Annotated in this window: 20 protein-coding genes and 1 pseudogene; 7 read left to right on the top strand and 14 right to left on the bottom strand. The window is 72.8% G+C overall.

Going from position 1 to position 22141, the window contains the following annotated elements:
* Positions 1–30 precede the first annotated feature (30 nt).
* On the top strand, positions 31–792 hold the full coding sequence (locus IE278_RS20620; protein WP_189774472.1) for a GntR family transcriptional regulator: 762 nt from the start codon (positions 31–33) through the stop codon (positions 790–792).
* Positions 793–885: 93 nt separating this feature from the next.
* On the opposite strand, the gene IE278_RS20615 is transcribed toward IE278_RS20620, so the two are convergent.
* The 3 genes from IE278_RS20615 to IE278_RS20605 form a co-directional block, all read right to left on the bottom strand.
* A complete protein-coding gene (locus IE278_RS20615) occupies positions 886–2043 on the bottom strand; it encodes an ROK family transcriptional regulator (protein WP_189774404.1) in 1158 nt (385 codons plus the stop codon).
* A gap of 136 nt (positions 2044–2179) precedes the next feature.
* On the bottom strand, positions 2180–2842 hold the full coding sequence (locus IE278_RS20610) for a response regulator transcription factor (RefSeq protein WP_189774402.1): 663 nt from the start codon (positions 2840–2842) through the stop codon (positions 2180–2182).
* Between the two features lie 14 nt (positions 2843–2856).
* A complete protein-coding gene (locus IE278_RS20605) occupies positions 2857–4026 on the bottom strand; it encodes a sensor histidine kinase (RefSeq protein ID WP_189774400.1) in 1170 nt (389 codons plus the stop codon).
* Between the two features lie 108 nt (positions 4027–4134).
* Here IE278_RS20605 and IE278_RS20600 point away from each other — a divergent pair, with 108 nt between their 5' ends.
* The 3 genes from IE278_RS20600 to IE278_RS20590 all read left to right on the top strand — a co-directional run bounded on the left by IE278_RS20600 (position 4135) and on the right by IE278_RS20590 (position 6412).
* The gene (locus IE278_RS20600; RefSeq protein ID WP_189774398.1) at positions 4135–5160 is read left to right on the top strand and encodes an ABC transporter ATP-binding protein; all 1026 of its coding nucleotides are present in this window, start codon (positions 4135–4137) and stop codon (positions 5158–5160) included.
* 2 nt (positions 5161–5162) lie between these two features.
* Positions 5163–5900, top strand: coding sequence for an ABC transporter permease (locus IE278_RS20595; RefSeq protein WP_189774396.1), 738 nt, complete (start codon positions 5163–5165; stop codon positions 5898–5900).
* 65 nt (positions 5901–5965) lie between these two features.
* The gene (locus IE278_RS20590; protein WP_189774394.1) at positions 5966–6412 is read left to right on the top strand and encodes a hypothetical protein; all 447 of its coding nucleotides are present in this window, start codon (positions 5966–5968) and stop codon (positions 6410–6412) included.
* Between the two features lie 204 nt (positions 6413–6616).
* Here the strand turns inward: IE278_RS20590 and mug are convergent, their stop codons facing one another.
* The 9 genes and pseudogenes from mug to IE278_RS20550 all read right to left on the bottom strand — a co-directional run bounded on the left by mug (position 6617) and on the right by IE278_RS20550 (position 16784).
* Positions 6617–7171, bottom strand: a complete 555-nt coding sequence (gene mug, locus IE278_RS20585) for a G/U mismatch-specific DNA glycosylase (protein ID WP_189774471.1) — start codon at positions 7169–7171, stop codon at positions 6617–6619.
* Positions 7168–8607: an adenylosuccinate lyase gene (gene purB, locus IE278_RS20580; RefSeq protein WP_189774393.1), complete on the bottom strand. Its 1440-nt coding sequence runs from the start codon at positions 8605–8607 to the stop codon at positions 7168–7170. Before purB ends, mug begins: the two co-directional genes overlap by 4 nt.
* 79 nt (positions 8608–8686) lie before the next feature.
* The gene (locus IE278_RS20575; protein ID WP_189774391.1) at positions 8687–9478 is read right to left on the bottom strand and encodes an SGNH/GDSL hydrolase family protein; all 792 of its coding nucleotides are present in this window, start codon (positions 9476–9478) and stop codon (positions 8687–8689) included.
* Between the two features lie 87 nt (positions 9479–9565).
* Complete coding sequence (locus IE278_RS20570) at positions 9566–10579, bottom strand: hemolysin family protein (RefSeq protein WP_189774389.1); 1014 nt, start codon at positions 10577–10579, stop codon at positions 9566–9568.
* Positions 10576–11931 (bottom strand): hemolysin family protein, encoded by a 1356-nt coding sequence (locus IE278_RS20565; protein ID WP_189774387.1) that lies wholly within the window; start codon positions 11929–11931, stop codon positions 10576–10578. The genes IE278_RS20570 and IE278_RS20565 overlap by 4 nt, the downstream gene beginning before the upstream one ends.
* A 128-nt stretch (positions 11932–12059) precedes the next feature.
* Positions 12060–12485, bottom strand: a complete 426-nt coding sequence (locus tag IE278_RS42315; protein ID WP_246570432.1) for a GNAT family N-acetyltransferase — start codon at positions 12483–12485, stop codon at positions 12060–12062.
* A gap of 177 nt (positions 12486–12662) precedes the next feature.
* A pseudogene (locus tag IE278_RS43200) lies at positions 12663–13217 on the bottom strand (hypothetical protein); the annotation flags it as partial.
* A 34-nt stretch (positions 13218–13251) separates the two neighbouring features.
* Positions 13252–15819: an ABC transporter permease gene (locus tag IE278_RS20555; protein WP_189774382.1), complete on the bottom strand. Its 2568-nt coding sequence runs from the start codon at positions 15817–15819 to the stop codon at positions 13252–13254.
* 14 nt (positions 15820–15833) lie between these two features.
* Complete coding sequence (locus IE278_RS20550; protein ID WP_189774380.1) at positions 15834–16784, bottom strand: ABC transporter ATP-binding protein; 951 nt, start codon at positions 16782–16784, stop codon at positions 15834–15836.
* A gap of 220 nt (positions 16785–17004) precedes the next feature.
* On the opposite strand from IE278_RS20550, the gene IE278_RS20545 reads away from it, so the two are divergent.
* Both IE278_RS20545 and IE278_RS20540 read left to right on the top strand, forming a co-directional pair.
* A complete protein-coding gene (locus tag IE278_RS20545; protein ID WP_246570430.1) occupies positions 17005–17292 on the top strand; it encodes a toxin-antitoxin system HicB family antitoxin in 288 nt (95 codons plus the stop codon).
* A 91-nt stretch (positions 17293–17383) separates the two neighbouring features.
* The gene (locus IE278_RS20540) at positions 17384–17722 is read left to right on the top strand and encodes a fic family toxin-antitoxin system, toxin component (protein ID WP_189774470.1); all 339 of its coding nucleotides are present in this window, start codon (positions 17384–17386) and stop codon (positions 17720–17722) included.
* Positions 17723–17759: 37 nt separating this feature from the next.
* On the opposite strand, the gene IE278_RS20535 is transcribed toward IE278_RS20540, so the two are convergent.
* On the bottom strand, positions 17760–18446 hold the full coding sequence (locus IE278_RS20535) for a class I SAM-dependent methyltransferase (RefSeq protein ID WP_189774378.1): 687 nt from the start codon (positions 18444–18446) through the stop codon (positions 17760–17762).
* Positions 18447–18617: 171 nt separating this feature from the next.
* On the bottom strand, positions 18618–19304 hold the full coding sequence (locus tag IE278_RS20530; RefSeq protein WP_189774376.1) for an esterase/lipase family protein: 687 nt from the start codon (positions 19302–19304) through the stop codon (positions 18618–18620).
* A 223-nt stretch (positions 19305–19527) separates the two neighbouring features.
* Between IE278_RS20530 and IE278_RS20525 the strand changes: the two genes are divergently transcribed.
* On the top strand, positions 19528–22020 hold the full coding sequence (locus IE278_RS20525; RefSeq protein ID WP_308434926.1) for a helix-turn-helix transcriptional regulator: 2493 nt from the start codon (positions 19528–19530) through the stop codon (positions 22018–22020).
* The last annotated feature ends 121 nt before the right edge of the window (positions 22021–22141 follow it).

Genomic DNA, 22141 nt, shown 5'->3' with positions numbered 1-22141 from the left:
CGCCGGGACACGGCGATTGCGGAGGACACGGTGGGGACCACGCAGTTGGATACGGTGCCGGAGCCCAAGTACTGGCATCTGAAGACCGTGCTCAGCGAAGCACTGGACTCCGAGTTCTCGGTGGGGGAGATCCTCCCGAACGAGCGGGACCTGGCGGCCCGGTTCGGTGTCGCGCGGGCCACGCTCCGTCAGGCCCTGGAACAGCTGGAACTGGAAGGGCGACTGCAGCGCCGCCGCGGTGTCGGCACGACCGTGGCGCCGCCGCGCATGGGCGTGGCCGTCGCCTCCGAGCGGCACACCTGGCCGGGCGCCGCCGGTGACGCCTGGCAGCCCGCCGACTGCGTGACGGCGGCCCCGCCCTCGACGGTGGCCCAGGTCCTGGAGACCGGCCCCGAGGACCAGGTGCACATCGTGCGCCGCTCCCGGGTGACGCACGGCCAGCCCGTCGCCGCCGAGCTCCTCTACATCCCCGCCTCGTCGGTGCCCGACCTGTCCGGCATCGACGCCCCGTCGGGTACGGCACGCGCGCGTGCCGTACTGCGGGAGCTGGCGCGTCTGGACCTGGAGGGCGAGGACCGCGCCGTGGAGCTGGGCTCCGCGCGCGCGGACGACGCCAAGGAACTGGACCGGCTCCCCGGTGCGCCCGTCCTCGTCGTCACGACCCGCTACTTCGCCGAGGGGCGCACGGCGGCGGTCTCCGTCGCCACCTACCGCGCCGACACCTGCCGGCTGACCTTCGGCGACTCCGGCGGTGTGGAGATCCACCACGACCCGGAGCGCCGCGCCTCCTGACCGGCAGGCTGCTGCCGTCGTCACCCGTTCGCCCACGTCGCGCCCCGTTCTCCGGGGTGAGACGTTCTGCTGCCGGCGCACCCCGGACGGGGTTCAGCGGCGGGCCGTCACCGTGCTCTCCACCGCGAAGAGCTCCTCCTCCACGTGGTCGAGAGCCAGTCGCAGCGCGCCCGTCGCCACGGCCGCCTCGCCCAGCAGCGACAGCGTCACCCGGGGCGGCCGCAGACAGTAGCGGGCCAGCTCCTTGCGCAGTGGCTCCAGCACGCCGTCGATACCCGCCGCCCAGCCGCCGATCACGACGAGCTCGGGGTCGAGGGCCAGGACGAGCGCGGCGACGTCGTGCACCAGCCGCTGTATGAAGCGCTCGACGGCCGCCAGGGCCCGCTCGTCGCCCGCACGCGCGTGCGTGAAGACCTCCGCCACCGCCTGTTCGTCGAGCGGATGCAGCGGCTCGTCGGTCGTGGAGAGCAGCGTCTCCGGAGTGACCTCCCGGCCCAGCAGATGGAGCGCGCCGATCTCGCCGGCCGCCCCGCCGAAGCCGCGGTGCAGCCGCCCGCCGATGAGGGAACCCGCCCCGGGGCTCAGCCCGGCCAGCACGAACACCATGTCGTCGGACTCGGTGGCGGCGCCCTTCCAGTGCTCCGCGACGGCCGCCGCGTTGGCGTCGTTCTCCACGATCACCGGGCACTTGAAGGAGCGGCGCAGCCGTTCACCCAGCGCCAGGCCCGTCCACTCCGGCAGCGCCGTACAGAGGCGTACCGTGCCGTCGGCCTCGACGATGCCGGGCGAGGTCGCCCCGACGGCCCGCAGGGAGCCGCGCGCGACCCCGGCACGGCGCAGCAGCTCCGCGACGGCTGTACGCAGCCGTTCGAGCCGTTCGTCCGCCGACGCCGTCTCGCAGACGTCCTTGGCGAGCGAACCGAGCACCCGGCCGTCCAGATCCGACAGGAGCACGGCCACCCGGTGCGGACCGATCTCAAGACCCAGCAGATGGCCCGCCTCCGCCCGGAAGCGGAACCGGCGCGCGGGCCGCCCCTGGCGCCGCGCGGCGCTCTCGTCGGCCGCTGTCTCCACGACGAGCCCGCCGTCCATCAACCCCTCGACGACGCCCTCGACGGTGGGCCGGGACAGACCGGTCACCCGCGTGATCTCGGTGAGTGTCGCGAAATCCGTGGCCCGCAGCGCGTGCAGCACCACCGCGGAGTTGATCCTCCGCAGCAGAGAGGGATCCCCGCCGGTCAACTGCCCCAACGTCCGTCCTCCCAGCTCGTTGCGCGTGTCGGTTGGCCGGATCGTACTCGGCGTGGCGGGTCCCGGCGAGTGCCGGGGATCACCAGTTCACCCCGGACCCCCGCCACGGACCGGAATCAGCCGAGTGGAACCGGAATCAGCCGGGTGCCACGAACCCCGACTCGTATGCCGCGATCACCGCCTGGGTACGATCCCGGGCTCCCAGTTTCGACAGTACGGCGCTGACGTGGGACTTCACCGTCTCGGTGCCGACCACCAGCCGTGCGGCGATCTCCGCGTTCGACAGGCCCCGTGTCATCAGCCGCAGCACCTCCGCCTCGCGCTCGGTCAGCGCGGCCCGCCGCAGCGCCGCCCGGGCCGCGGGATTGCCGTCGCCCGCCCCGTACTCGGCGGCCAACTGCCGTACCGAGGCGGGGAACAACAGCGACTCGCCCTCGGCGACCAGCCGCACGGCGTGCACGATCTCGGCCGGCCGGGCCCGCTTCAGCAGGAATCCGTCGGCTCCCGCGCGCAGCGCCTCGTACACGTACTCGTCGTTCTCGAACGTCGTGATCACGAGGATCTTCGGCGGCCGGTCGACGGTCCGCAGCACCGCGCGGGTGGCCTCGATACCGTCCATCAGCGGCATACGGACGTCCATCGCGACGACATCGGGGCGCAACCGCCGCACCAGCGGAATCACCGCGGCACCGTCCGCGGCCTCCCCGACGACCTCGATGTCGGGCTGCGCCTCCAGGACGGCACGCAGACCGGCTCGTACGAGGGGTTCGTCGTCGACGAGCAGAACGGTGACCGGCATCCGGCCAGCGTAGATCAGCGCAGCGGCAGTTCGACGTGCACCTGCCAGTCGCCTCCGTCCGGGCCCGTGCGCGCGGTGCCGCCGAGCAGCGCGGACCGTTCCCGGATGCCCCGCAGCCCGCTGCCCCGCATACCGCCGCCCGGGCCGGACCCCGGTATCCCGGCCGTCAGCGGATTGCGCACCTCCAGGGTCAGTGCCCGGTCCTCGACGGCGATGCGGACGCGGACGGGCACCGGGCCCGCGTGCCGCAGCACGTTGGTGAGGCACTCCTGGAGGATGCGGTAGCCCTCGCGGGAGACCGGCCCGGGCACGGTCTCCAGGGGACCCGTCAGCTCGGCGTCGATCTTCGCCCCGGAGGTGCGGGCGGACTCCATGAGCCGGTCGGCCTCCACCAGCGTCGGCCGGCCGCTCGCGGGTCTCCGCGTCTCGCGCAGCAGGCCCAGCACCCGCTCCAGGTCCTCCAGCGCGGCACGGCCGGTGTCCTCGATGGCGAGCAGCGCCCGGTCGGTGAACGCGGGGTCGCCCGCGGCCCGCGCGGCACCCGCCTGCACGACGGCCACCGTCAGCGCGTGCCCGATCGAGTCGTGCAGTTCACGGGCGATACGGGTGCGCTCCAGGAGCTGCTCCGTGCGCTCCTCCAGCGCGGCGACCCGCTCGGCCGCCGACGGCCCGAGGAGGCGGCGCGCGACGACGGTCACCAGCTCGCCGAGGCCGACCACGGAGGCGTACATCGCGACCAGACAGAGCGGCGCCAGCAGGCCGTACGCCCAGTGCGGGTGCGTGATGCGCATGAGCGGGTTGTCCGTCACCGCGTGCCCGAACGCCGCCGCGGTGAAGTCATAGGCGAGCATCGGGAACCAGACGGTGCTGAACATGGCCAGCGCGCCCAGCACCATCCGCACTTCGAGCCACAGCACGGTACGGAACCGGTCCCCCCAGGTGGCCGCAGGCCGCACCGAGAAGCCCGGATCCTTCTCACCCGGCGTCAGCAGCACCTGTGCCTGCACGCCCTCGCCCAGCCGTACGGCCGGGATCAGTCCCAGCGGGATCAGCGGCAGCGCGGGCCCCCACGGCTGCCCCGGGAAGACGAACAGCCACACGCTCACCAGCAGCATGGGCACCCAGAGGTGCACCAGGCGGGTGTACGTCGTCCCGCGGGTCAGCGGGCGCAGCAGGCGGACCATGGCGTCATCGTGACATCCGGCACCGACAACGAGCCTCCCCCGAGCGGGGGAGACACCCTCCCCGGACGGGGGACGACCAAGTCCCGTGCCGGCGGCCAGCCTTGAGTCATGACCAGTATCGACATCCGAGACCTCACCAAGGAGTACGGCACCACACGCGCCGTGGACCGGCTGACCTTCCGCGTCGAGCCGGGCCGGGTCACCGGCTTCCTCGGTCCCAACGGCGCCGGGAAGTCCACCACCCTGCGCCTCGTGCTCGGCCTGGACCGGCCCACGGCCGGCACCGCCACGCTCGGCGGCCGTGCGTACGCGACGTTCGACGAACCGTTGCGGCACGTCGGCGCGCTGCTCGACGCGCAGGCGGCACACGGCTCGCGCACCGCGCGGGACCATCTGCGCGTGCTCGCCGCGAGCAACCGCCTCCCGGAGCGGCGCGTGGACGAGGTCCTGGCGGAGGCGGGGCTCGCCGCGGTCGCCCACCGCCGTGTCAGGACCTACTCCCTGGGCATGCGCCAGCGTCTGGGCATCGCCGCGGCGCTCCTGGGCGACCCGCCGGTGATCCTGCTCGACGAGCCGTCGAACGGACTCGACCCCGAAGGCATCATCTGGATCCGGGAGTTGCTGCGCCGGCTCGCCCGCGAGGGCCGCACCGTGCTCGTCTCCAGCCATCTGATGAACGAGACCGCGTCGTTCGCCGACCACCTGGTCGTCCTGGGACGCGGCCGGCTGCTGGCCGACACGGCGATGCGGGAATTCATCCGCGCGCGCGTGGACCCCCGCGTACGGGTACGCACCACGGACGGCGCGGCCCTCGGTGACCTGCTCGCACGCCACGGGTACGACACCGTCGAGCGCGAGGGGGAGGGGGAGGGGGAGGGGGAGGGCGAACGGTTGATCGTGCACCACGCGCGCGTGGCGGACGTCGGCCGCCTCGCCTGGGGCGCGGGTCTGCCCGTCCTCGAACTGGTCGCCGAGGAGGCCACGCTGGAACAGGCCTACCTCGATCTGACCGCCACGGAGGCCGAGTTCGCCGCACAGCCTCCGACGCCGACCGAACAGCCCTCGACGCCGTCGGCCGCGCAGCCGCCGACGTCACCGGCCGCGCAGTCCCCGACCCAGCGGCAGGAGGCCTGACCGTGCCGTTCACACCCGTACTCCACTCGGAGTGGCTCAAGATCCGTACCCTGCGGTCGCTCGTCGTGGGCCTGGGGGCCGTCGTCCTCGTCACCGCGGCCTTCTCCGCGCTGGCCGGACTCGACAACGCCGGGGACGAGGGTCAGGAGGCGGATTTCGACTCCCTGTTCTCGGCGTTCTTCGGCGTCAGTTTCGGGCAGATCGCGGCGATCACCTTCGGCGCACAGGCCATGTCGGCCGAGTTCCAGGGAGGGGCCCTGCGGCTCTCGCTGGCCGCCGTACCGCGCCGCGGCCGGTGGTTCGCGGCGAAGATGACGGCCGTCGGCATCCCCGCCCTGGCCGTCGGCCTGCTCACCGGAGTTGTGACCCTAGCCGTGGGCAGGGCCGTCCTCGGCGACCGGGCGAGCGCGATGAGCTGGGCCGAAGGGCTCCGGGGCGCCGTGGGCTGTGGCATCTACCTGGCGCTGATGGCCCTGTTCGCGGCCGGTCTGACCGCGCTGCTGCGCAGCGGTGTCGCCACCCTGAGCATCCTCATCCCCTTCCTCCTGCTGGTCTCCTTCGTGGTCGGGGACATGTCCGGCAACGCGGCCGACCTCCTGCCCGACAGGGCGGGACAGGTGGTCCTGCACGAGACGTGGGACGGCCTGCTCGGGCCGTGGACGGGGCTCGCGGTGGCAGCCGTGTGGACGTCGGCCGCGCTCCTGGCCGGATCGTGGAGTGTTCGCCGCCGTGACGCGTGAGTCCGGACAGCCGTTGTCGCCTGACGGGGCGCCACATGTCAGTGGTGACCGCTTTACTGGACTTCATGACCACTGAGCGACACCTCGCCACGATCGACGAGCTGTGCGTCCGCGACTTCCCCGCGGCGCACGGCTGGTCGGAGATCGGCGCGGGGGGACCCGGCTACCACCTGGTGGTACTGGAGACGACGCACGGTTTCGGGACGGGCGACCGGTCCGGGTGGGAGGAGATCGCGGACCAGTTCACCGCGTACAGAGAGGGAGTCTCGCAGCGGCTGGGGGAGCGGTGGGGTGCGGCGGAGCCGAAGAGTCTCGCCGGTGTCTTCCTGCGCTCCGAGGACCCGCACGAGCGAATACCGAAGCCGTGGGCCTACCTCAGCGCCTACGTGGGGTACGTGGACCTGTGGGAGGCCGACGGCACCGGGCGGTGGGTGGCCGTGGGGGTCTCGGAGCCGGCGGAGGGGGCGGAGTTCCAACTCTTCGCCCTGGTGACGGAGTTGGCTCCACCCTGACCCGTGCCGGCGCGCTCCGCTGGGGGCGGCCCGGTGATTGACGTGCGGGCCGGTGGGGGCTGGCCGCGTAGTTCCCCGCGCCCCTGAAGGGCGCCGGCCCGGCGCCTTTAAAGGACGCTGGCCCCGCGCCCTTGACGGGGCGCTGGCTCCCGCCCCCTTCGGGCGCCGGCTCCGCGTCTCCTGGGGGCGCCAGCCCCGCACGCCCTACGGGTGCTGGTCCCGCGCCGCCTCGCGCAACCGGCCGAACTCCTCCGCCATCGTCTTCGCCGTCCAGTGTGCGTTCAGGCCGCTGGGGTTGGGGAGGACCCATACGCGCGTGGCGCCGAACGTCCGTTCCTGCGGGCCGATCACGGCCTTGCGGTCGTCGAACGCCGCCCGGTAGGCGGTCACGCCCACCACCGCGAGCCACCGCGGCCGCAGCCGTTCGACCTTGGCGGCGAGCAGCCGCCCGCCCTCCCGGTACTCCTCCGCGCCGATCTCGTCGGCCCGCGCACTCGCCCGCGCCACCACATTGGTGATGCCGAGCCCGTACGAGAGCAACTCGTCCTGCTCGGAGGGCTTCAGGAGCCGCGGGGTGAAACCGGACAGGTGCAGGACCGGCCAGAAGCGGTTGCCGGGGCGCGCGAAGTGGTGGCCCGTCGCGGCCGTCATCAGCCCGGGGTTGATACCGCAGAACAGCACCTGGAGACCGGCCGCGACGACATCCGGTACGAGCCGGTCGCGGGCGGCCTCCAGTTCGGCGGAGGTGAACCGCGTCAGAGGATCGCCCCCGGCGTGTAGCCCGCGGCCTCCGGGTGCTGCTTCAGGATCTCCTCGACGCGCGCCACGACCGCGGCCACCTGGTCGGCGGCGGCGCCCGTGAAGGACAGCTTGTCCGCCATCAGCGCGTCCAGCTGAGCGCGGTCGAGCGGAATGCGCTCGTCCGCGGCGAGCTTGTCGAGCAGTTCGTTGCGCTCGGTGCCCTGCTCGCGCATGGCGAGGGCGGAGGCGACGGCGTTCTCCTTGATGGCCTCGTGCGCGACCTCACGGCCGACGCCCGCGCGCACCGCGCCCATCAGGACCTTCGTCGTCGCGAGGAACGGCAGGTAGCGGTCCAGCTCGCGCGCCACGACCGCCGGGAAGGCGCCGAACTCGTCGAGGACGGTGAGGAAGGTCTCCAGGAGACCGTCCAGCGCGAAGAACGCGTCCGGCAGCGCGACCCGGCGCACCACCGAGCAGGACACGTCACCCTCGTTCCACTGGTCGCCCGCCAGCTCACCCGTCATCGAGGCGTACCCGCGCAGGATCACCATCAGGCCGTTCACGCGCTCGCAGGAGCGGGTGTTCATCTTGTGCGGCATCGCCGAGGAACCGACCTGGCCCGGCTTGAAGCCCTCGGTCACCAGCTCGTGCCCGGCCATCAGCCGGATGGTCTTGGCGGTCGACGAAGGGGCCGCGGCCACCTGCACCAGCGCGGTCACGACCTCGTAGTCCAGCGAGCGCGGATAGACCTGGCCCACCGACGTGAACGCCTGCGAGAAGCCGAGGTGCCCGGCGATCCGCTGCTCCAGGTCGGCGAGCTTCGCCGCGTCCCCGCCCAGCAGGTCGAGCATGTCCTGCGCCGTGCCCACCGGGCCCTTGATGCCGCGCAGCGGGTACCGCGCGAGCAGTTCCTCGACCCGGCCGTGCGCGACGAGCAGTTCGTCGGCGGCGGTCGCGAACCGCTTGCCGAGCGTCGTCGCCTGCGCCGCCACGTTGTGGGAGCGGCCCGCGATGACCAGCTCGCCGTACTCGCCCGCGAGCCTGCCGAGGCGCGCGAGGACGGCGACCGTGCGGTCGCGCACCAGCTCCAGGGAGAGCCGGATCTGCAGCTGCTCGACGTTCTCGGTGAGGTCGCGGGACGTCATGCCCTTGTGGACGTGCTCGTGCCCGGCGAGGTCGTTGAACTCCTCGATCCGCGCCTTCACGTCGTGCCGCGTGACCTTCTCGCGCTCGGCGATCGAGGCCAGGTCGACCTGGTCGAGGACCCGCTCGTAGTCGGCGAGCGCGGCGTCGGGCACCTCGATCCCGAGGTCCTTCTGGGCCCGCAGCACGGCGAGCCACAGCTGACGCTCCAGCCGCACCTTCTGCTCGGGGGACCACAGGGTGGCGAGCTCGGCCGAGGCATAGCGGCCGGCGAGGACGTTCGGGATACGGGGCTTTGCGGGCGCAGTCACGTGTACGGATTCTACTGGCGGTTCCTGCAGGCCGGTGCCACGGGTTCGTTGGTGGGAACCTACGAGGCGGGTACGCCGCCTACTCCACGGACCCCTTGTACTCGTCGTACGGCAGCAGTTCCGGGCGTTTGGGCGCGCGGCCGTCGCCCGACGAGCGGCCGGTCAGGCGGCGGCCGATCCACGGCAGTAGGTACTGGCGGGCGAAGCGCGCGTCGGCGGCCCGGCGGGCGACCCAGCGGGGTGGGGCGGAGGGCGGCATCGGGGTGTGCCACTCGGCGTCCTCCGCCGCGTGCCCGAGTGCCTGCCACACCGCCTCGGCGACCCGGCGGTGCCCCTCGGCCGTCAGATGCAGCCGGTCCACGTCCCACATGCGCGGGTCGCCCAGGGACTGCGCTCCGTAGAGGTCGACCACGAGCGCGCCGTGCCGGGACGCGAGGTCGTCGATGCAGACGAACAGCTCCTCCATGCGGGGGCGGAACCGCTCCATGACCGGGCCCTGACGGCCGGGGCTGCGCATCAGGACGAGCTGCTTGCAGGCGGGCGCCAGGCGTTCCACGGCCTCCTCCAGGAGTCCGCGGACGCGCCCCATGTCGACCTTGGGCCGCAGGGTGTCGTTGAGGCCGCCGACCAGCGTGATCACGTCGGGCTGCATCGACACCGCGATGTCCACCTGCTCGGCGACGATCTGTCCGATGAGCTTGCCGCGCACCGCGAGGTTGGCGTACCGGAAGCCGGGCGTCTGCGCGGCCATCCGGGCCGCGAGGAGATCAGCCCAGCCCCGGTACGTACCGTCGGGAAGGCGGTCCGACATGCCCTCGGTGAAGGAGTCGCCGACCGCGACAAGGCTGGTGAAGGTGGCATTCGTCTGCATGGCGGAAGAAATGATAGCGCGTGCACATACCCACCGGTCTGCCGTGCGGCGCGGCCCCGCCGACCGGACCGGTGGGTGCGGGCGGCATCACGCGGACTGGCCGAACAGCTCCCTCAGTACGTCCTCCATCGTGACCATCCCGGCCAGCCGCCCGTCCGCACCGAGGACCGCCGCCAGATGCGTACGGCCGCGCCGCATCGCGGTCAGGACGTCGTCGAGCGGCGTGTTCTCGCGGACGCGGGCGATGGACCGCATGTCCCGCACCCGGAACGGCAGGTCGCGCGGCATCGCGTCCAGGGCGTCCTTGACGTGGAGGTAGCCCACGATGCGCAGTCCGTCGTCCACGACGGGGAAGCGGGAGAACCCGGACTCGGCGGACAGCGCCTCCAACTGCTCGGGAGTGACGCCCACGCGCGCGTAGACCACCCTTTCCCGCGGCAGCACCACGTCCCGTACCGGCCGCCGCCCCAGTTCCAGGGCGTCGTGCAGCCGCTCCTGGGCGCGGTCGTCGATGAGCCCCGCCTCGCTGGAGTCCTTCACCAGACGGGCCAGCTCCGTGTCGGAGAAGGTCGCGGACACCTCGTCCCGGATCTCGACACGCAGCAGCTTCAGCAGCCAGTTGGCGAACGCGTTGACCGTGAAGATCACCGGCCGCAGCGCCCGTGACAGGGCGACCAGCGGCGGGCCGAGCAGCAGCGCCGTCCGCACCGGTTCGGCCAGCGCGATGTTCTTCGGCACCATCTCGCCGAGCAGCATGTGCAGATAGGTGGCCAGGGCGAGTGCGATCACGAAGGAGATCGCGTGCCCCGTACCGGTCGAGAGCCCCATCGCATGGAACGCCGGTTCCAGCAGATGCGCGATCGCGGGTTCGGCGACCACACCCAGGACCAGCGTGCACAGCGTGATGCCGAGCTGCGCGGCCGCCATCAGCGCGGACACGTGCTCCAGACCCCAGATCACCCCGCGCGCCCGCCGGTCTCCCGCCTCCGCGTAAGGCTCGATCTGGCTGCGGCGTACGGAGATCAGCGCGAACTCGGCCGCCACGAAGAAGGCGTTCACGACCAGGGTCGCCAGACCGATCAGCAGTTGTACGGCAGTCATCGTCCCCGCCCTCCTTCGGATCCGGCTTCCTCGGAGCGGGTGCTCCCGGCCTCCGGCGCGTGCATCAGCACCCGCGCGGCCCGCCGCCCCGTCGCGTCCACCACGTCGAGCCGCCACCCGGCGACCTCGACCGTGTCCCCTTCGACGGGGATGCGCCCGAGTTCCGTCGCCAGGAGACCCGCGAGCGTCTCGTACGGCCCGTCGGGCGCGCGCAGTCCGACGCGGGCGAGCCGGTCGGTGCGTACGGACCCGTCGGCCGAGTACAGCGTGCGGCCCTCGTCGTCCGTGCCGGCCGGGGCCAGGTCGGGCGTCTCGTGCGGGTCGTGCTCGTCGCGCACCTCGCCGACGACCTCCTCGACGATGTCCTCCAGGGTGGCGACCCCGGCGGTACCGCCGTACTCGTCGATGACGACGGCCATCGTGCGTTTGCCGGACAGCCGGTCGAGCAGCCGTTCGACGGTCAGCGTCTCCGGTACGAGCAGGGGCTCGCGCATCACCTGCGACACGGGGGTACGGGCCCTGCGGTCGGCCGGCACCCTGATGACGTCCTTGATGTGCGCGACGCCGACGACCGAGTCGAGGTTGCCGCGGTGGACGGGGAAGCGGGAGAGACCGGTCGCCCGCGTCGCGTTCGCCACGTCCTCGCAGGTCGCCTGGACGTCCAGGGAGATGACCTGGACCCGCGGTGTCATGACGTTCTCCGCGGTGAGGTCGGCGAGGTTCAGCGTGCGCACGAACAGTTCGGCGGTGTCCGCCTCCAGGGCGCCCAGTTTCGCGGAGTGCCGGGCCAGGGCGACCAGTTCCTGCGGTCCGCGCGCGGAGGCCAGCTCCTCGGCGGGCTCGACGCCGAAACGGCGTACGACACGGTTGGCGGTGTTGTTGAGATGGGAGATGAACGGCCGGAACACCGCGCTGAACCAGCGCTGCGGTGTCGCCACCCGTTTGGCCACGGCCAGCGGCGAGGAGATCGCCCAGTTCTTGGGCACCAGTTCGCCGACGACCATCAGGAAGACCGTCGACAGGGCCGTACCGATCACCAGCGCGACCGACGAGGTCGCCGAACTCGGCACCCCGACCGCCTCCAGGGGCCCGGCGATCAGCTTCGCGACGGACGACTCGGCGAGCATGCCGACGACCAGGTTGGTGACGGTGATGCCGAGCTGGGCGCCGGAGAGCTGGAAGGTGAGGTTCTTGACGGCCCTGAGGGCGCCGGCCGCGCCGACCTCGCCGCGCTCGACGGCCCGCTCCAGCTGGCTGCGTTCGACCGTGGTCAGGGAGAACTCGGCCGCGACGAAGGCGCCGCAGGCCAGCGAGAGCAGTACGGCCACGGCCAGGAGCAGCACTTCTGTCATCGGGTCACCTCCGTCCCATGATCGGGCAGATGCGGAGGAAGCGCGCGGTGTCGGCGCGGCGGGACGCCGTGGCGTCGGATGTCGGGGGGCTCGCCCATGGGCGGAAGCTCATCACCTTTCCTGGGGTGTCACTCGATCAGCGGCTTGACCCAACGCCGCCAGTGCTCTTCCGGCGCGTACCCCGCAGCGCGCCATGCATGGTGCGCCGACTCGTTGCGTTGCAGCACCATCGCGTCACCGCGCCGCCCGCCGAGCCGTACGAACCGTTCCTCGGCCGCGGTCAGGAGGGCCGAGCCGATGCCCTGGCGGCGCCGGGCCGGGGATACGGCGAGCCGGTACAGATGGCAGCGCCAGCCGTCGAAACCGGCGATGACCGTGCCCACGAGCTCGCCGTCCCGCTCGGCGAGGATCAGCGCCTCGGGGTCGTGGCCGACCAGCCGCTCCACGCCGTCCCGGTCGTCGCTGATGCTGGTGCCCTCGGCGGCGGTCCGCCAGAAGGCGAGAACGGCGTCGAGATCGCCGGGCCCGGCGGCCCGTATCCGAAGATCACTCATACGCTGATCCCACCACGGGCGCCGCGAACGAACCCCGAATTCCACGATACGGACACGCTTGCGCGCGGCCACATGTCCTATTGGCCAGGCCTTGTCCGCCCTCCGCGCCGGGCCTGGCAGGGCCTGGCAGGGCATGGCAGGGCATGGCCGGGCCGCGCCACCTCCTTGCTCACGGGCGAGCGCGGCCGGCAGGTCGTTCTCGGCGGGCCCGACGGACACGAGCATCAGCGGGACCGTGGCGAACCGGCGCACCCCCTGAGCGGCCAGCTCGGCCACCGCGTGGCCGAGCGGCGGCGGGGAGAGCCGGCGAAACCGGCGCCAGGTCGCACCGCGCCGGGCCGCCCTCCCCCCGCCCCCTCGTGCCGGACCGGGCGGTTCTCCGCGCCGCGCCAGGCCGTTCTCCAGGTCGTGCGGTCGGCTCTCCGGCTGGGCCGGGCCGCCCTCGGGGCCGCATCGGGCCACCCTCCGCGCCGCACCAGGCCGTCCGCCGGACTGCGCCGGGCCAGGCCGTTCTCCAGGTCGTGCCGGTCCGCTCTCCGGCTGGACCGGGCCGCCCTCGGGGCCGCATCGGGCCACCCTCCGCGCCGCACCGGACCGTCCGCCAGGCTGCGCCGGGCCAGGCCGTTCTCCAGGTCGTGCCGGTCCGCTCTCCGGCTGGACCGGGCCGCCCTCCGGGCCGGACCTGGCCGTTCTCCGGGCCCGGGTCGGCCCGGGCCGCGCCCCGCACCGCATCGGTGCGAGGCCGGGCCCGGGCCAGGTCCGCCGGTCACTCGTGGGCGATTGCCGCCAGTACGTTCATGCGGGACGCGCGCAGCGCCGGGAGCAGGGCTGCCACGATTCCCACCACCGCCGAGCCCACGACGACCGCGACGAGTGTGGTCCACGGGATCGCGAACGCCTTCATCCCCTGGAGGGCGAGGACCTGCTGCACGCACACGCCCCACACCAGCCCCAGCGCGAGCCCCAGGACCGCGCCGAACACGGCGATCACCACCGACTCCAGCCGGATCATCCGGCGCAGCTGCCGCCGGCCCAGACCGATCGCGCGCAGCAGCCCGATCTCCCGGGTGCGCTCGACGACCGACAGGGCGAGGGTGTTGACCACGCCGAGCACGGCGATGACGATCGCGAGCCCCAGCAGCGCGTACACGAGGTAGAGCAGCACGGCGATCTGGTCGTGGATCAGCTTCTTGTAGTCCGCCAGGTCACGTACCTGCACCTGCGGATACGGGTCCAGCGTCTTGTCGAGGTCGGCGCGCAGGGACGCGTCGGAGGCACCGGAGGCGGCGTTCACGTACAGCGCCGAGTCCTGGCCGCCCGGCACGAACTTCTCGATGGTGGCGAAGCCGAGGAAGAGCCCGCCCTGCGTGCCGAAGCCCTCCGCGCCGTCCTGGTCGGTCAGCGCGGCGACCTTCAGCTCGGTCCTGCGCCCGGCCGGGAACTCGACCGGGATCGTGCTGCCGAGGCGCACGTCGTGGTCCTCGGCGAACCCGGCGTCCATCGCGATGTTCCCGTCCGCGAGCGCGGCGGCCGTGTTCCCCTCGGCGTAGGGAATGCGGGCGACCTCGTCGAGGTCCGGGTCGTAGCCCGACGCGGTCGTCTCGACGCGCTCGCCGTCCGGCAGCCGGACGGCGACCGGCGCGAACCGCTGCCGTACGACGAGACCCGCCCCCTCCGTGGCCATCACCTTCTCGGTGATCTCCTGCGGGAACGGCATGAAGTTGGCGTTCTGCACCACGAAGTCGGCGCCGAGCGTCTTGTCGATCTGCTCGTCGAACGACTTGGTCATCGACGCGCTCGCCACGGACATCCCGCCGACCAGGGCGAGCCCCACCATCAGGGCGGCCGCGGTGGCGCCCGTGCGGCGCGGGTTGCGCAGCGCGTTGCGCTGGCTCATCCGGCCGACCGAACCGAACACCGCGGGGAAGAACCCGCCGAGGACCCGGATCACCGGACGGACGAGCAGCGGCCCCGCGATCACCGTCGCGATGAGCGTGAGGACGACACCGAGGCCCAGCAGCGACGCGGCGGACGAGGTCTCCGTCGCCGTCGCGCAGCCCACGAGCGCGGCGGCGCCCAGCGCCCCGACGATCGCCCCCACGACGGCCCGTACCCGCAACGGCCGCCCCACACCGGCGATCTCGGCGTCCGCCAGCGCGGCCATCGGCGACACCGTGGCCGCCCGCCGGGCCGGCAGGTACGCCGCGACGAAGGTGACGCCCACCCCGACGACGTACGCCGCGACCGGCGTCCCCCACCCGATGACCATCTCGGTGGTCTTCAGGTTCATGCCGAACACGCTCATGAGCTTGATCAGCCCGAAGGCGAGCCCGATGCCGGTGGCGAGGCCGAGTGTCGAGCCCACCACGCCCAGCAGGATCGCCTCGGTGAGCACGGACCGGCGCACCTGCCGCCGGTCGGCGCCGAGCGCGCGCAGCAGACCCAGTTCACGGGTGCGCTGGGCGATCAGCATGGAGAAGGTGTTGACGATCAGGAAGATCCCGACCAGCACCGCGATCCCCGCGAAGCCGAGCATCACGTACTTGATCACGTCGAGGAATCCGCCGAGTTGGGACGCGGCCGACTCGGCCTGTTCGTCCGCGGTCTCCAACTCGTACCGGTCGCCGCCGAGTTCCGTGGCGATACGCCGCTTGAGCTCCGCGTCGGTCACCCCTTGAGCCGCGTCGACCTGGACGCTGGTGGCGACCCCGTCACGGCCCAGCAGCTTGTCCGCCGCGACGGCCGGGTCGAGGAAGACGAGTGCCGCGCCCGGGTTGGTGGTCTTGAAGGTCGCGATGCCGACGACCTCCACCTTGAACGACCCGGGCTGCGCGATCACGGTCAGCGGATCACCGATGTCCACGTGCTTCTTGTCGGCGGTGTCCGCGTCCAGAAGTACCTCGCCGGGGCCGCGTGGGGCGTGCCCCGAGGTCAGCTCCACGGGGCTGCGGTCGGTGACGTACCAGTCGGCCGCGATGGTGGGCGCGCCCGTGGTGGGGCCCACCGACTCGTTGTCCTTGTCGACGACCGTGACGTTCTCGACGGACACGTCCGGACGCGCGAGGGCGACCCCGTCGATCTTCGAGATGCGGTCCACGAGGCTCGTGGGAACCGTCTGCACGGCGCCGGAGGGTATCTGGGACTCCAGATCCTCCTTCGGGCTCAGGGTGACGTCGGCCGAGGTGGACGCGAAGAGCCGGTCGAAGGTCCGGCTGACCGTGTCCGAGAAGATCAGGCTGCCCGCGACGAACGCCACGGACAGGAGGACGGCCAGCGCCGAGAGCAGCAGCCGGCCCTTGTGAGCGAGGAAACTACGGAGTGTCGCCTTCAGCACGACGGCCCGCCCCCTCAGTCCCTGTCGGGGGCGATGCCCTGGCCGGGAACGCTCTTACGATCGGGGCCGGCGGCGTCCCCGTCGGGAATCCCGGACACCTCGGGTGTCCCGGACACCTCGGGTGTCCCGGACACCTCGGGTGTCCCGGAGGCATCCTGTGTCCCGGGCGCCTCGGATGCCTCGGCCGTCCCGCGGATCGTGTCGAACCTCTTCATACGCTCCAGCACCGCGTCGGCCGTGGGCCGGGCCATCTCGTCCACGATCCGCCCGTCCCCGAGGAAGAGGACCAGGTCGGCGTGGGCCGCCGCGCCCGGATCGTGGGTGACCATGACCACGGTCTGCCCCAGCTCGTCGACGGCGTCCCGCAGGAAGCCGAGCACCTCCAGGCCGGCGCGTGAGTCGAGGTTGCCGGTCGGCTCGTCCGCGAAGATCAGCTCGGGGCGCGAGGCGAGCGCCCGCGCGCAGGCCACCCGCTGCTGCTGACCGCCGGAGAGCTGCGCGGGCCGGTGTTTGAGGCGGTCGCGCAGGCCGAGCTGGTCGATGACCTGGTTCAGCCACTTCTCGTCGGGCTTCTGGCCCGCGATGTCCATCGGCAGCGTGATGTTCTCCGCCGCGTTCAGGGTCGGTATCAGGTTGAACGACTGGAACATGAAGCCGATCCGGTCCCGCCGCAGCCGGGTCAGCTCGCGCTCCTTGAGCCCGGTGATCTCGGTGTCGCCCAGCCACACCTGTCCGGCCGAGACGGAGTCGAGCCCCGCCAGGCAGTGCATCAAGGTGGACTTCCCCGACCCCGAGGGACCCATGACCGCCGTGAAACGGCCACGCGCGATGTCCACGTCGACCGAGTCGAGGGCGAGCACGGCCGTCTCGCCCGACCCGTACGCCTTCGTCAGTCCTCGGGCGCGGGCCGCCGTCTCCTCGGGGCCCGTGCGCCCGAGGGCGTGCTCCGCAGCTGCTGTGGACAAGGCCGCCTCCCCGTGGTCGGACTTCGGTGTCCGCGGCGAGCCTAGTGTGATGCGGGGCACACCCGGTATCCCCCCGAAGTCCCGGGTGTTCTCCGCCGCAGGTCGGTCACCTCAGGGTCCATGTAAGGGACACCCTTAGGGGGGCGCCGGCGGATCGGCCCGGAGAGACCGGGATCGCCCCCTCTTGCCCTTGCTAGCGTTTCGGCGCTAGCTTCGACGTATGGCTAAGACCCAGCTGAACGTGCGCGTGGACGAGGGCACCGCCCGGGCCGCGCGGGAACGCGCCCTGGCCCGCGGGATGAGCGTCAACCGCTACATCGAGGAACTGGTCAAGCAGGACACCGGAGAAGCCGGCCACACCTTCGTCGAGGCCGCCGCCGACTTCATGAAGCAGTACGAGTCCGTCTTCGCCGAGGAGTTCGGCACGGACCGAGGAACGGACCGAGGAACGGACCGGGCCACGGATCGCGGAACGGACCGGGCCACGGACCGGGAAGGCCGTCGCTGAGCCCTTGAACGAACCACCTGAACCCGTGAACGAACCATCCGAGCCCGTGAACGAACCACTGAACATCAGAGTCGACCTCGCCTGGCTCCTCATGGTCGCCGAGCACAAGACACCGGGGGACCCGCAGGTCGTCGACTGGGGCGCCCTGGTCGCCGCGGTCGGCCGCCACGAGGCCGAGATCTTCGGCGTCCCCGTGTACGACAGCCCGCACGCACGCGCCGCCGCACTGCTCCAGGTCCTGCTGCACGTCCCGGCGCTGGAGCGCTCCAACGCGATGTACGCGATGGCCGTGGCGTACGCCTACCTCGTCGCCAGCGGCCTGAAGGTCGTCACCTCGCCCGAGCAGGTCCGCGACCTGGCCAGACTGGTCAAGACGGGCGAGGCGACGGTGCATGACATCGCGCGCGAACTGCGCCAGTGGACCCTCTGAGTCCCCAGCGCACCCTCTGAGGTCACGTGGGTGGCCTTCAGGAGGCGGACGGACGGCGGGCGGTGCCCAGCACGCAGTACGAGCTGGGCGTGCGCGGCCCCTTCTCGGGCACCAACAGCCGCCGGTGCGGGCCGAGTTCGTACCCCGCGTCCCGGATCGCGCCGACCGGGTCCCGGCCCACATGGCAGCCGCCGAACAGCGGGGGCCACACCGTGCGGTCGAGGAGGCGCTGCCCGGCCGCCATCGCCCGGCCGCCGCCACTGCCGTGCTCGAAGAAGCGCAGCTCACCGCCCGGGCGCAGCACGCGGTGGATCTCGGCCAGGGCCCGCGGCAGGTCCCGTACGCTGCACAGCACCAGTGACACGACGGCCCCGTCGAACGCCTCGCTCTTGACCGGCAGGGCCTCCGCGACCCCCGGCACCACGTCCACGGGCACATCGGAGCGGAGCGCCGCGGTGACGGCCAACTGCCGGAGTCTGCGCTCGGGTTCGATCGCGACGACCTCCGAGACCGTACTCGGGTAGTGGGCGAAGTTCAGTCCGTTGCCCGCGCCGATCTCGATGACCCGGCCGGAGAGTCCGGCGAGCAGTTCCTCGCGGTGGACGCCGATCGTCGGCTCGGCCGCCACGCTGAGCCGGGCGTAGAAGCGGGCGAACAGCGGATGGTGCACCGGAGTCGCGGACAGCGCGCCGGTCCGGGCGGTTCTGGAGCCGCGCGATCGCATGAGGCCTCCCCCTGGGGTGTGGACCTACCGCGATTGTCCCCCCGGAGGGCCCCGCTCACCCGTCCGACGCCGCGTATGGCCGCCACGGCCCGTCACGCGACCGCCCGACGCCCGCCCCGCGGCCCCGGTCGGGCGGGGCCACGGGACGGGCGCGGACGGACTCGTGGGACGTCAGGCGATGAAGTCCCGCACCTGCTCGTAGACGCCGTAGTCGTTGTTCATGTCGGTGTGCGAGATGCATCCGACCTCGACATTGGTGGCGCCGCTGAGGATCGCGCTGGTGTCGGGGGTCAGGGCGTCGTCGCAGTTCGACCAGTAACTGGCGTAGGAGACACCGCCGGGTGTCTCGTCCCCCGAGTTGAGCGACGTCAGGAACGAACTGCCGGTGTACATCTCCGCGCACGACGTGTAGAGCCAGGTGCACCAACCGGCCGTGGTGGTCCCGTGATTGACGCCGGCCGTCGAGACGAAGTCGTCCACGTACGCCGTGCCGCCGAGGTTCTTGAGGTAGTAACGGGAGTTCAGGGCGCCCATGGAGTGGACGACCAGGTCGACCTTGGCCGCGCCCGTCTGGGTGCGCACGCTCTGGATCCTGGTGGCCAGCTGCTGGGCGGTCGTGACGTTCGACTGGCCCCAGTCGTACGACCAGGAGAACAGCTCGGAGCTGGTGTAGCCGTCGGCCTTGAAGTCGGCGACCCAGTCGTCCCAGCTGCTCGACGAACTGCTCAGTCCGTGGACGAAGACGACGGGGTTGTGGGCGGCGGCGTGGGCCGGGGGCGCGGGGAGGAAAAGGAACGTGAGCAGCGACGCGAGCGCGGCTGCGAAGACCGTGCCGGCAGTGCGAATGCGGCGGGTCATGACGCCTCCTGAGGGGGGTGGGTTCGTCAGGAGTGTCCGGTGGGGTCTACGCGCGCCGCATCGGTGAACTCGCCGGTCTTTACGCACCACTTAACCCGCCAGTAACGTGAGTGGCGTGGTGACCTCGGTGAACCCCCCGCCTCTCCCGCACCCTTCGCCACCGCCCCTGATGAACGTCCCGGAACATCCGGGCAACGCCTCGCGGCCCCTCACGCGAACGCCGTTGTCCGAGGGCGTTCGGGTCAGGGTGCTGTGCGCCGCGCACGGTGATCCGCTCGCCGCCGCGGAGCTCGCGGCCGTCCTCGGCGAGCGCCAACGGGCCGGACTCGAACCGCTTCCGGCCGACCTCGTCGGCGCGGTACCCGGTCTGCTGCGCTCCCGCCGGCCCGAGGTGCGCTCGCTCGCCCCGGCCACCCGGCGCCTGCTGCTGATCGCCGCCGCCGACCAACACCCGTTCGCCACGCGCGCCTACCAACGCGCGGTCGCCGCGGCCCGGTTGGACACCGGTCCCCTCGACGACGCCGAGGCGGCCGGGCTCGCCCGTACGACCTCCGCCGGAGTGGTGTTCCGGGATCCCTGGACCCGTATCGCCGCCTACGAGACCGCGTCCGCCGTCGACCGGCGCGAGACGCACCGCCTTCTCGCCCGGGTCCTGCGCGGCGAGGGCGAGGCGCCCCGCCGGTCCTGGCACCGGGCCGCCGCTGCGCTCGGCCCCAGCCGGCGCCTCGCGGCGGACCTGCGCGCCTCGGCCCATGAGGCGCGCGCGGGTGGTGAACACGCGCTGGCGTGCGGGCTCCTCGAACGGGCCGCCGCCCTCACCCCGGACCCGCGCGAACGCCCGCGCCTGCTGGCCCGGGCCGCCGCCGACGCCTGGCGCTCCGGCGACGGCGACCGGGCCCGCCGGCTGGCCGCCCACGGGGACGTCGACGGTATGAGCGGAGTGCTCGCTCTACGCGCGGAGAACGCCACGGAGGCATTCGACGCGCTGCTCGCGGCGGTGGAGCGGAGCGCGGGGGCGCGTACGGGGGCCTTGGACGCCCCGGATGCCCCGGGTGCGTCGGGAGCGTCGAGCGCCCTGGGTGCCTCGGGTGCCTCGGGTGCCCCGAGCGCCCCAGGGGCCCCGGGCGCTCTGAGTGCCTCGGGTGGCCCGTGTGGCCGTGCGGTCGCAGGTACGCCGCCGGTCGTGGGCGCGGTCGACGCTCGCGGGGTGAGTCCCGGCGTCCTCGATACCGCCGCGCACGGCGCGCGTCCCGCCGTCCCCGGTACCGCCGCGCGTGGCGCGTGCCCCGGCGTCGCCGTCGCGCACGGCGCGTACCCTGCCGTCCCCGACGCCGCCCCGCACAACGCGTGCCTCGACGCCGTCCCGCACCGCGCGTGCCTCGACGCCGCCGCGCACGGCGTGCGTCCCGCCGTCCCCGACGCCGCCGCTCATCTGGTGGCACGTGCCACCGAGGCCGCCATCTATACCGGTGACCTGCGCCGCTGCCGGGAGGCCGCCGCCGTCGCCGCCCGGCTGGGGATCGCGGCGCCCGGCACGCTCGGTGGGCTGACCGCGGCGTTCGAGGGCCGGTACGAGGACGCCCGTGACCTGCTGCGAGCGGCGGCCGGACGCTGCGGGCCCGGCGGCGACCCCACCTCCCTCATCCACTCCTCCATCGCCGCGCTGCTCCTCGGTGACCACACCCGCGCCGCGTCCGCGGCCGTCCGGGCCGCCGCCTCGGCGCGCGCCCTGGGCGAGCCCGCGACGGTTCCGCAGGCCATGGAGTTCCGGGCGTACGCCGAGTTCTGGACGGGACGCCCGCGCTCCGCCGGAGCCGCCACGCTGGAGGCCCTGCGACAGGCGTACGCCACCGGGCAGGACAACGGGGCCTGTCACCTCCAGGCGGCCCTCGCCATGTTCGCGGCCGTCACCGGGGACGAGGAACTGTGCCGGACGCGCGCCGGGCTGGCCCGCGCGCACGCCCTGGAGCACGGCCTCGGGCTGCCCGCCGCGCTGGCGCTGTGGGCGCTCGCCTTCCTCGACCTGAGCACGGGCCGTTACGCGGCAGCCGCGTCCCGGCTGCGCGCGCTCGCCGGATTCGGCCCAGGTCACGGGCATCGGGCCGTCCGCCACCTCGCGACCCCGCACTACGTGGAAGCCGCCGTCCGCACCGGTGACACCCGGGTCGCGCGCAGGGCCCACGCCGACTACGACCGCTGGGCCCGGGTCGTGCGCAGTGCGGACGACCTCGCGCTGAGCGCCCGCTGCCGGGCTCTGCTGGCGACCGGGCACGAGGCCGCCGACCACTACCGGACGGCTCTCGACCTCCACGCGGGCGGTACGCGTGACTTCGAACGGGCGCGTACGGAGCTGTTGTTCGGCGGCGCGTTGCGGCGGCTGCGGCGCCGGACGGAGGCGCGGGACCGGCTGCACAGTGCCCTGGAGGCCTTCGAGTACTTCGGGGCGCCGCACTGTGCGGCCGAGGCGCGGGCGGAGCTGCGGGCGCTGGGGGCGACGGTGCGGTCCTCGGCCGGTTCACCCGATATGGCCGGTCTGCTGACCGCGCAGCAGCTCACGGTGGCGCGGATGGCTGCGGAGGGGGCCACGAACCGGGAGATCGCGGCGCGGTTGGTGCTCAGTCCGCGGACCATCGACCATCACCTCCGAGGGGTGTTCACCCGCCTGGGCATCCGCTCCCGAATCGAACTGGTCCGCCTACTGACACCGGAGGCATGAACGAGACCTCCGAGGCGCCGCCTAGTGCGCGCCCTCGGCGGGGACCGCCCACGCAAGTTCCCCGCGCCCCTTTTTAGGGGCGCGGGGAACTGCGCAATCTTTGTCTTTGGGGGCTACGCCC

This window comes from Streptomyces tauricus (genome assembly GCF_014650955.1).
Lineage (GTDB): Bacteria > Actinomycetota > Actinomycetes > Streptomycetales > Streptomycetaceae > Streptomyces > Streptomyces tauricus.
The sequence above is the reverse complement of the archived record's forward strand: the minus strand, read 5'-3'. Positions and strand labels throughout refer to the sequence as shown.